This window comes from Vogesella lacus (genome assembly GCF_979366295.1).
This window is the reverse complement of the sequence record NZ_CEETQT010000011.1, coordinates 165,362-175,487: the sequence shown is the minus strand read 5'-3', so window position 1 is coordinate 175,487 and position 10,126 is coordinate 165,362. Positions and strand designations below refer to the sequence as shown.

Below are 10,126 nucleotides of genomic sequence, written 5' to 3'. Positions count from 1 at the left end.
CTTACACCTATCGGTTATTTGGTCTGTTAAAGAGCGGTGCTGACTTGCTTGCTTTGTTTCGCTGCGTCATCAGCTGAGGAGGCGAACTATACCCACCCCGCCCCACCTCGTCAACACCTCAAAACCAGAACAATCACACAAAGTGAACAAGTCATTGATTATAAAGCACACACAAATGCAAAAAAGTTGGCCGCAATCGCTTGCGGCCAACTTTTATCATTCATTCACGCGCGCTCAGGCTTGCTGATGGTAAGCCGTAATACGCTCGACTTCCTCTTTGGAGCCTAGGAATACCGCCACACGCTCATGCAGGGATTTAGGCTCGACTTCCATGATGCGCTGGGTACCGTTCGTTGCGGCACCACCGGCCTGCTCGACGATGAAAGCCATCGGATTGCCTTCATACATCAGGCGCAGCTTGCCTGGCTTGGATGGATCGCGCGCATCTTTAGGGTACATGAAGAGACCGCCACGCGTCAGGATGCGATGCACCTCGGCAACCATGGAGGCTACCCATCGCATATTGTAGTCCTTGCCCAATGGCCCCGTGCTACCCGCCAGCAGTTCATTAACGTAACGCTGCACCGGCGCTTCCCAGTGGCGCATATTGGACATATTGATGGCGAACTCTTTGGTCGTTGCCGGGATTTGCATGCGCGATGCCGTCAATACCCAGGAGCCCAACTCGCGATCCAGGGTAAAGCCGTAAACACCCTGGCCAAAAGTCAGCACCAACTGGTTTTGCGGGCCATATACCGCATAGCCGGCGGCCACCTGACGGGTACCCGGCTGCAGGAAGTCGGCCTCGCTCGGCTGCTCGTTGCCTTCAGGCGCCTCGAGTACCGAGAAAATGGTGCCGACCGAAATATTGACGTCGATATTGGACGAGCCATCCAGCGGGTCAAACATCAACAGATAACGACCACGCGGCATATGATCCGGAATGGAATGCGGCAGCTCCATCTCTTCGGACGCCATCGCCCCCAGATTACCGCCCCATTCGTTGGCCTCCAGCAGGATGTCGTTGGCAATCACGTCCAGCTTTTTCTGGGCCTCGCCCTGCACATTGCCGGTACCGGCATCACCAAGCACACCCGCGAGGGCACCCTTGTTAACCGAATGGGCAATCGCCTTGCAGGCACGGGCAACCGTTTCGATCAACAAACGCAGATCAGGTGGCAAGGCACCGTGCTGGCGTTGTTCTTCAATCAGGAAACGGGAAAGAGAGATACGGCTCATGGTCATCCTTCACAAGGGAGTCGTTATTGTTCTGTTGATAACAGTGTCGGCTGACCTGCAAAGACAAACGCCCGACGGGCGTAACAGCCAAGGCCATTACTGTCGGGCGTCTGCACTGCGGCCAACCTTAAGCGTTCAGCTCTTTAGCCAGATACAACCAGGTTTCCACCACGGTGTCCGGGTTCAGGGAGATGGTTTCAATCCCCTCTTCCACCAGCCACTTGGCGAAGTCCGGATGATCGGACGGGCCCTGACCGCAGATGCCGACATACTTGTCGAGCTTGCGGCAGGCTTGGATAGCCATATGCAGCATGGCCTTGACGGCTTCGTTACGCTCGTCGAAGGTAGCCGCAATCGGGCCACCGGAGTCACGATCCACACCCAGCGTCAGCTGAGTCATATCGTTGGAACCGATGGAGAAGCCATCAAAGAACTGCAGGAATTTCTCGGCCAGTACAGCATTGGTCGGCAGTTCGCACATCATGATCAGACGCAGGCCGTTTTCACCGCGCTTCAGACCGTTGGCCGCCAGAATTTCGATGACCTTCTCGGCTTCAGCCAGGGTGCGCACGAACGGGATCATGACTTCCACGTTGGTGAGACCCATCACGTCACGTACTTTCTTGATGGCGCGGCACTCAAGCTCGAAGCAATCGCGGAAGTCTTCCGAAACATAACGCGCTGCACCGCGGAAGCCCAGCATCGGGTTTTCTTCGTGCGGCTCGTACAGCTGACCACCGATCAGGTTGGCGTACTCGTTCGACTTGAAGTCGGACATGCGCACGATCACCTTTTTCGGCGAGAAGGCTGCGGCCAACGTCGATACGCCTTCGGCGATCTTGTCGACATAGAAGTCAACCGGGCTGGCGTAGCCGGCGATGCGGTCGCTGATGGTAGCCTTCAGGTCTGCCGGCAGAGTATCAAACTCCAGCAGCGCCTTCGGGTGAATACCGATCTGGCGGTTGATCACGAACTCCATACGAGCCAGACCCACGCCTTCGTTCGGCAGCTGCGCGAAATCGAAAGCCAGTTCCGGATTGCCGACGTTCATCATGATCTTGACCGGCGACTTCGGCATCTTGTCGAGTTCGAGCTCGATGATTTCCACATCCAGCAGGCCATCATAGATGTTGCCGGTATCGCCTTCGGCGCAGGAAACGGTAACTTTCATGCCTTCTTTCAGCACGGCAGTCGCGTCCCCACAACCCACCACAGCCGGAATACCCAGTTCGCGCGCGATGATCGCGGCGTGACAGGTACGGCCACCACGGTTGGTCACGATGGCGGCAGCGCGCTTCATCACCGGCTCCCAATCCGGGTCGGTCATGTCGGTTACCAGCACATCGCCAGGCTGTACACGATCCATCTCGGACGCATCCTTGATGGTACGCACCACGCCCTGGCCGATCTTCTGGCCAATTGCACGGCCTTCGCACAGCACAGTGGACTTGCTGTTCAGGCGATAGCGACGCAGGGTGTCCTTGCGGTCTTCCTGCGATTTGACAGTCTCAGGGCGCGCCTGCAGGATGTACAGCTTGCCATCCTGGCCATCACGGCCCCACTCGATGTCCATCGGACGACCGTAGTGTTTTTCGATGATCAGCGCGTACTCGGCCAACTCGGCCACTTCGGCATCGGTAATGGAGAACTGCTTGCACAGCTCGGCAGCCACATCCACGGTCTTGACCGAACGACCAGCCTGGGCGGCGTCGGTGAATTCCATCTTGATCAGCTTGGAGCCCATGGTCTTGCGCAGAATCGCAGGACGGCCGGCCTTCAGGGTCGGCTTGTGCACATAAAACTCGTCCGGATTCACGGCACCTTGCACCACGGTCTCGCCGAGGCCGTAAGAAGCGGTAATGAATACCACATCTTCAAAGCCGGACTCGGTATCGATGGTGAACATCACACCCGCAGCGCCGCTGTCGGAACGCACCATGCGCTGCACACCGGCAGACAGGGCAACGACATCGTGGGCAAAGCCCTTGTGCACGCGGTAGGAGATGGCGCGATCGTTGTAGAGGGAAGCGAATACATGCTTCATGGCGTCCTTGACGTTATCAAGGCCACGAATATTCAGGAAGGTTTCTTGCTGGCCTGCGAACGAGGCATCGGGAAGGTCTTCTGCGGTTGCAGAGGAGCGGACGGCAACAGAGATATCGGCACCGCCGGCATCTGCCACCATTTTGTCCCAGGCTTCCTTGATATCAGCATCCAGCTTGGCCGGGAACGGTGTATCGATGATCCACTGACGAATTTCCTTGCCGACTCTCGCCAGCTCGGTCACGTCGTCGATATCGAGTTTGTTCAGCGCCTGGTTGATACGATCTGCCAGACCGTTGTGCTGAAGAAAGTCACGATAAGCGTCCGCGGTTGTCGCGAAACCACCGGGGACTCGCACGCCGGAATGGGCTAGCTGGCTGATCATTTCGCCAAGGGAGGCATTCTTGCCGCCTACCTTTTCAACGTCTGTCATGCGCAACTGCTCGAACCAGATGACGTAGTTCTCTGCCATCACTTCACTTCCTGTATTGGATTGGACGATAGGATTTGCGCATTCTAACGAACAACTCCCTGTTTGCGTAGCAACTTTTGCACTGCACAACACGGGGTTTGCCCTTGGACAAAGCGTGAAGCTTGCCAGTCATGGCAATGTGACAATGGCAAGCAATTATTTTTGCTGCGTAATTTGTAACTCTCGCACTACAAGCCTGCGATTCGCTGCCGATCCGACAACTTGCGCCTTTTGCCGGCAGCACGCAGACTTCACCCATCATTACAACCAGATTGAAGCAGGAAATCATCATGCCGCATCGCCGATCCGTCTTTTTCGTTTCCGACCGCACCGGCATCACCGCCGAATCGCTGGGCAATACCCTGCTTACCCAGTTTGATACCCAGGAATTCAAACGCGAGACGGTTCCGTTTATCGATACCGTCGAAAAAGCGCAGTCTCTGGCACGTCATATCGACCAGGTCGGCGAGAACGACCATCTCAAGCCCCTGGTTTTCACCAGCATCATCAAGGCCGAGGTACGGGCGGCACTACAAATCAGCAAGGCGCTGGTAATCGATTTTTTCGAGAGCTTTATCGGCGAACTGGAAAACGAACTGGGTGAAAAAGCGACACTACAGGTCGGTAAAGCCCACGGCATGAACAACGAGAACGAATACGACCACCGTATCGAAGCCGTCAACTACTCGCTCAACCACGACGACGGTATCAAACTGAAAGATCTGGACGAAGCCGATGTAATTCTGGTTGGCGTGTCGCGCTCGGGCAAAACCCCGACCTGCCTGTATCTGGCGCTGCAATACGGCATCAAGGCGGCCAACTATCCGCTGACACCGGAAGACCTCGACAGCCCGACGCTGCCGAAGATGCTGTTGCCATTCAAGAACAAGATTTACGGCCTGACCATTGACCCTTCTCGCCTGCATTACATCCGCTCCGAGCGTCGCCCGGACTCCAAGTACGCAAGCATGGATAACTGCCGACGCGAGGTCAACGAGGCTGAATCGATGTTCCGTCATCATGGCGTGCCTTTCATCAGCACCACCCACAAGTCGATCGAGGAAATCGCCTCGACCATCATGCACAAGGCCCATCTGAATCGTCGTTTCTGACAGGCTTGACGCCTTGCGGCCAACCGTGTTTTGATGAAAAGCATGAATACACACATCGCAACCGCTTCTTTCTTTTTTACCTGGTGGCGCCTCTGACGGCGGCACCGCGGTTGCGTATGTAAAAAGCAAACCCGGGAGCAGCCGACAAGGCGCCCGGGTTTAATTTTGTCCCCTCCCCCTCGCGCCAGTCGGTCTCCCTGAAAATCCGGAGAACCCGAATGGACCTGTTATCCCGCGTTTCATCCCAAGACATCATCCTAACTGGCGACCGCACCACCGGCCCGCTGCACCTTGGCCATTACATCGGTTCGCTGAAAAACCGCGTGATCCTGCAGGATCGCTGCCAGCAATTCCTGCTGCTGGCTGATGCCCAGGCTCTGACCGACAATATGGGCAATTACCTGAAGGTACGTGACAACGTGCTGCAGGTGGCGCTCGACTATCTGGCCGTCGGCATCGACCCGGCCAAGAGCACCATCTTCATCCAGAGTCTGGTGCCCGAGCTGATGGAGCTGGCGTCCTACTATCTGAACTTAGTGACGGTATCGCGGCTGGAGCGTAATCCGACCATCAAGGACGAGATCAAGCTGCGTGGCTACGAACGCGATATTCCGGCCGGCTTCCTCACTTATCCGGCAGCACAGGCCGCCGACATCACCGCGTTCAAGGCAACCATCGTACCGGTCGGTGCCGACCAGATTCCGATGATCGAACAAACCAACGAGATCGTGCGCCGCTTCAACAGCAGCGTTGGCCGCAGCGTGCTGGTGGAATCGCAAGCCGTGGTGCCGGACATCGGCGCGCGCCTGCCCGGCATTGATGGCAAGGCCAAGATGTCCAAGTCGCTCGGCAATACGCTGACACTGGGTGCCAGTGCCGACGAGATCAGCCAGGCCATCAAGATGATGTACACCGACCCGAACCACCTGCGCGTTGAAGATCCGGGCCAGATCGAAGGCAATGTGGTGTTCACCTATCTGGACGCCTTCCATCCCGATGCGGCACGCGTGGCCGAACTCAAGGCGCACTACCAGCGCGGCGGCCTCGGCGATGCAGTGATCAAGCGCGAGCTTGAGGACGTGCTGCAGGCCTTGCTCGCCCCGGTCCGTGCCCGTCGCGAACACTACGCGCAAGATCCGGCCGCGGTACTGGCGATGCTGAAGGAAGGCACGCTGAAAGCCCGTGCCGTGGCGGCGCAGACGCTGGCCGAAGTCAAGGCCGCCATGGGCCTGAACTACTACTGAAAGCCATTGCGGCCAACCTTGCCGGGTTGGCCGCAAACACATCAAGGAGCCGGAAATGGAATGGGTATACGACTGCCGTAATCTGGATGAAGTGCGCGAGCAAATCGACAGGCTGGACCGCGCGATTGTCTGCATGATTGCCGAACGCGGACTGTACGTGCAGCAAGCAGCCGCCTTCAAGAAGAGTGATGCCGAGGTAGAAGACGGCAAACGGGTCGATCAGGTGATGCGCCGCGTCAGCCGGCTGGCGGGCGAACTGGGGGCCGATGCGGCGCTGACCGCCAAGATCTACCGCACCATGATCGCCCACTTTATCGAGAGCGAGCGCACGGAACGCCTGCGCCTGCTCGATAGCGCGCCATGACTAGCCTGGCCGCTGGCGGCCGGGCTTGTTACAGCCTTAAGCCGCCAGCGCCAGACCGGCTGCCAGTATCCACATCATGCAGCCGACCAGACCATCCAGAATGCGCCACGACAACGGCCGTGCAAACAGCGGCGCCAGCAGCCGTGCGCCAAAGCCTAGACTGCTGAACCACAGTACCGATGCCAGTGAAGCGCCGGCGGCAAACCACCATTTGCCCTCAGCCGCCTGCTGCGCCCCGACCGAGCCAAGCAACACCACCGTATCCAGATAGACATGCGGGTTCAGCCAGGTAAAGGCCAACACCGTCGCCAAGGCGGCCAGCCGTGTCATCCCCAGACTGTCCTGACCAACTTCGAGCCTTGCCGTTTGCAGAGCAGCCCGCCAGGCGCGCAAGCCATACCAGAACAGAAACGCCGCCCCGCCCCAGCGAGCGATATCCAATAGCAGCGGCGTGCCGCGAATCAAGGCCCCCATGCCGGCAATGCCCGCCACAATCAGGATGGCATCGCTAAGTGCACACACCGCTACCGTCAGGGCCACATGCTGGCGCTGCAAGCCCATCTTCAGCACGTGAGCGTTCTGCGCACCGATGGCCATGATCAGCCCCGCCCCCATTGCCATCCCCTTGAAAAAAACCAGTGTGCTCATCTGCCTGCCCCTCTTGTCTGATGGCTGCAGTGTGCTGCCACTGGCTGCTGTCGCCAATAAAGATTAAATTAACTTGGCAATCATTAAAATTCCTTAATATGCAACTCGATCAGAAGCAGTGTCAGGCCTTTGTTGCCGCGATTGATAGCGGCAGCCTGGAGTTGGCCGCACAGAGTCTGCGGCTGACGCCCTCCGCCATTTCGCAGCGTATCCGCGCGCTCGAAGAACAATTGGGCAAGCCGCTGCTGGTACGCTCGCGACCCTGTCGCGCCACCCGCGAAGGTCGCCTGCTGCTGCAACATCTGCGCCGTACTGCCCTGCTGGAGGCCGATCTTGCCGCCAGCTTTGCCGACGAAGCGCAGAGCATGAGCAGCGTGGCGCTGGCGGTGAATGCCGACAGTATCGCCAGCTGGTTTTTGCCGGCGCTCGCGCCCTTTCTGATTCGCCACAGTATGCTGCTCGACATCAGCATCGACGATCAGGATCACACCTACCGCCTGCTGCAGGAAGGCATGGCTCTGGGCTGTATCTCTACCGAGCCACACGCCATGCGTGGCTGTCGCGCCGAGGTACTCGGCATCATGCGCTATCAGGCGATGATGTCACCGGATTTTGCCCGCCGCTGGTTTGCCGCCGGCGTCAATCGCGACACGCTGCGCGAGGCACCGGTAATGATCTACAACCAGAAAGACGCGCTGCAGGCCGACTGGCTGCAACAACATTACGGCCTGCTGCCCGGCCACTATCCCTGCCACTATCTGCCGGCATCCGACCCGTATCTGCAGGCAGTGCGGCTAGGCCTCGGCTGGGGCATGCTGCCCGAAGTGCAGCTGGGCGTAGCGTCCAGCGCACTGATCTGCCTGAATGACAGCCTGCCGGTGGATGTCACTCTGTACTGGCATCACTGGCAGGTACAATCGCCGCGGCTGGAACAGCTGAGCCAGACCTTGCTCGCAGCCGCCCGCGAAGTCTTGCGGCCAACCTCGCCATGAAAAAAGCCGGCTTACGCCGGCTTTTTGCCTTGAGCTGCGCGGGCTTACTGAGCAGGCGCAGACGGCTGTTGTGGAGCCGGCAGCATGCGCTCCATCAGTTGGCCGGTGCTGTTGACCGGCTCGGGCAGCAGCTTCAGCCCGCCCCAGCCCAGCAGCAGCATCACCATCACCACCGCCCCGCCCTTGAGCATGAAGCCCCAGGCCCAACCCACCAGCTCGCGGTTGCGAAGCCCAAACAGCAAGGACAGCGGCGGAAAGGCGAAGCTGGCAATTCCCCAGACGATGCGCTTGTTGGCAAAGGCCGCCATGGTGCCGCCCAGGCAACCCAGATAAAACACGGCTACCGCAATCGAAAAGATTACGCCAACCACCAACACCAGCAGGGGAACCAGGATTTCCATATCACTCCATCAAGCTTCGATTTGCAAACCATCCCACGCCACACTGACATTGGGCGGACATTGCGCCAAGAGCGCATGATATTCGAGCTGATGCGTCATGTGTATCAGCCAGGTCTGCCTTACGGCCAACCTTTGCGCCCAGTCAAACGCCGCCGCCACGTGCAGATGCGAGGCATAAGGCTGCGGCCGCAGACAATCCAGAAACAGCACATCCAGCCCGGCCAGCAAGGGCAGGCTGGATTCGGGGATATCGGACAGATCAGTCAACCAGGCAGTATTACCGATACGCCAGCCCAGACAAGGCCAGGCACCATGCTGCAGCGGAATCGGTGTCACCTGCACACCAGCCAGCTCGAATGGCCCGCTGACGGTCTCGGTCAGCAGCACCGGCTTGTCCCAGCTGACCGTCGGCGCGGCCAACGCATAATCAAAGCGGCTGCGGATATTGCCGATGGTGAACTCGTTGCCATACAGCGTGATCGCGCCTTTTTTGACATAGCAGAAGGCGCGCAGATCATCGATACCGTTGAGGTGGTCGGCATGCGGATGGGTGTACAACACCGCATCGACACGAGTAAGGCCTTCGCGCAGCGCCTGCTGGCGCAGATCCGGGCCGGTGTCGATCAGGATGCCGCTATCGCCTATCTTCACGTAGGCGCTGCAGCGGGTGCGGCGATTGCGCACATCGCCAGACACGCAGGTCGGGCAATCACAGCCGATGGCCGGGCTGCCCCCGCTGGAGCCGCAACCGAGCACCGTCCAGCTGATCGCCGTCATGCTCAGGCCACCGCCTTGGCAAACAGACGGAAATAGTTGGCCGTGGTCGCCTCGGCCACTTCGGCAAAGCTGATGCCGCGCAGCTCGGCGATATGCTCGGCCACATGCTTCACATAGGCCGGCTCATTGGTCTTGCCGCGATAAGGGATAGGCGCGAGATAAGGCGAATCGGTCTCCACCAGCAGACGGTCGAGCGGCACTTTCTGCGCGACTTCTTTCACCAGCGCGGCGTTCTTGAACGTCACGATGCCGGACAGCGAAATGTGAAAGCCCAGATCCAGCGCCATTTGGGCGATGTCCCAGCTTTCGGTAAAACAGTGCATCACCCCGCCGACGCTGTCGGCACCGTGCTCGCGCATCAGCCGCACGGTGTCGTGCGCCGAAGAACGGGTGTGGATGATCAGCGGCAGATTGACGCGGCGGGCGGCGCGGATGTGGGTGGCGAAACGTTCGTGCTGCCAGCCCAGATCGCCCTGACACCAGTGGTAATCCAGCCCGGTCTCGCCGATGCCGACCACCTTGGGATGGGCAGCGTGCGCCACCAGCTCGTCCTCGCTGAATTCTTCGGCCTCAGGGTCATCCGGATGAATGCCGACAGTGGCAAACAGATTGTGATGCGCCTCGGCCAGCGCCAGCACCTCGGGGTATTTCGGTTTGCTGACCCCGATCACCATGGCGTGGCTGACACCGTTGGCCGCCATATTGGCCAGCACATCGGGCATGCGCGCGGCAAGGTCGGGAAAATTGATATGGCAGTGGGAATCAACGAGTTTCATGAGGCAGTACGAACGAAGCAAAAGAAAAAACGGACAGCCGCCAGCAGGCGGCCGAACG

The 10,126-nt window shown here is 59.0% G+C and carries 10 protein-coding genes; 4 read left to right on the top strand and 6 right to left on the bottom strand.

Features of this window, described 5'->3' with window-relative positions:
• Positions 1-234 precede the first annotated feature (234 nt).
• Positions 235-1,239: a class 1 fructose-bisphosphatase gene (locus ACZ9W6_RS15240; RefSeq protein ID WP_465192017.1), complete on the bottom strand. Its 1,005-nt coding sequence runs from the start codon at positions 1,237-1,239 to the stop codon at positions 235-237.
• A gap of 127 nt (positions 1,240-1,366) precedes the next feature.
• Positions 1,367-3,754 carry a phosphoenolpyruvate synthase gene (gene ppsA, locus ACZ9W6_RS15235; protein ID WP_465192016.1) on the bottom strand — a complete coding sequence of 796 codons (2,388 nt, stop codon included), beginning with the start codon at positions 3,752-3,754 and terminating at the stop codon, positions 1,367-1,369.
• A 290-nt stretch (positions 3,755-4,044) separates the two neighbouring features.
• On the opposite strand from ppsA, the gene ppsR reads away from it, so the two are divergent.
• From ppsR to ACZ9W6_RS15220, 3 genes are all read left to right on the top strand, one after another.
• On the top strand, positions 4,045-4,866 hold the full coding sequence (gene ppsR, locus ACZ9W6_RS15230) for a posphoenolpyruvate synthetase regulatory kinase/phosphorylase PpsR (protein WP_465192015.1): 822 nt from the start codon (positions 4,045-4,047) through the stop codon (positions 4,864-4,866).
• Between the two features lie 218 nt (positions 4,867-5,084).
• Positions 5,085-6,110 (top strand): tryptophan--tRNA ligase, encoded by a 1,026-nt coding sequence (gene trpS / locus ACZ9W6_RS15225; RefSeq protein ID WP_465192014.1) that lies wholly within the window; start codon positions 5,085-5,087, stop codon positions 6,108-6,110.
• Positions 6,111-6,165: 55 nt separating this feature from the next.
• Positions 6,166-6,474: a chorismate mutase gene (locus tag ACZ9W6_RS15220; protein WP_465192013.1), complete on the top strand. Its 309-nt coding sequence runs from the start codon at positions 6,166-6,168 to the stop codon at positions 6,472-6,474.
• A 36-nt stretch (positions 6,475-6,510) separates the two neighbouring features.
• Here ACZ9W6_RS15220 and ACZ9W6_RS15215 read toward each other — a convergent pair whose 3' ends face one another.
• Positions 6,511-7,122, bottom strand: a complete 612-nt coding sequence (locus ACZ9W6_RS15215; RefSeq protein ID WP_465192012.1) for a LysE/ArgO family amino acid transporter — start codon at positions 7,120-7,122, stop codon at positions 6,511-6,513.
• A 98-nt stretch (positions 7,123-7,220) separates the two neighbouring features.
• Here ACZ9W6_RS15215 and ACZ9W6_RS15210 point away from each other — a divergent pair, with 98 nt between their 5' ends.
• Positions 7,221-8,114 (top strand): LysR family transcriptional regulator ArgP, encoded by an 894-nt coding sequence (locus ACZ9W6_RS15210; protein WP_465192011.1) that lies wholly within the window; start codon positions 7,221-7,223, stop codon positions 8,112-8,114.
• Between the two features lie 44 nt (positions 8,115-8,158).
• On the opposite strand, the gene ACZ9W6_RS15205 is transcribed toward ACZ9W6_RS15210, so the two are convergent.
• Genes ACZ9W6_RS15205 through ACZ9W6_RS15195 form a run of 3 tightly spaced genes read right to left on the bottom strand, consistent with a single transcriptional unit; the run spans position 8,159 to position 10,068 of the window.
• A complete protein-coding gene (locus tag ACZ9W6_RS15205) occupies positions 8,159-8,515 on the bottom strand; it encodes a hypothetical protein (RefSeq protein WP_465192010.1) in 357 nt (118 codons plus the stop codon).
• Positions 8,516-8,524: 9 nt separating this feature from the next.
• Positions 8,525-9,292: an MBL fold metallo-hydrolase gene (locus ACZ9W6_RS15200; protein WP_465192009.1), complete on the bottom strand. Its 768-nt coding sequence runs from the start codon at positions 9,290-9,292 to the stop codon at positions 8,525-8,527.
• Positions 9,293-9,294: 2 nt separating this feature from the next.
• The gene (locus tag ACZ9W6_RS15195) at positions 9,295-10,068 is read right to left on the bottom strand and encodes a TatD family hydrolase (RefSeq protein ID WP_465192008.1); all 774 of its coding nucleotides are present in this window, start codon (positions 10,066-10,068) and stop codon (positions 9,295-9,297) included.
• Positions 10,069-10,126 lie beyond the last annotated feature (58 nt).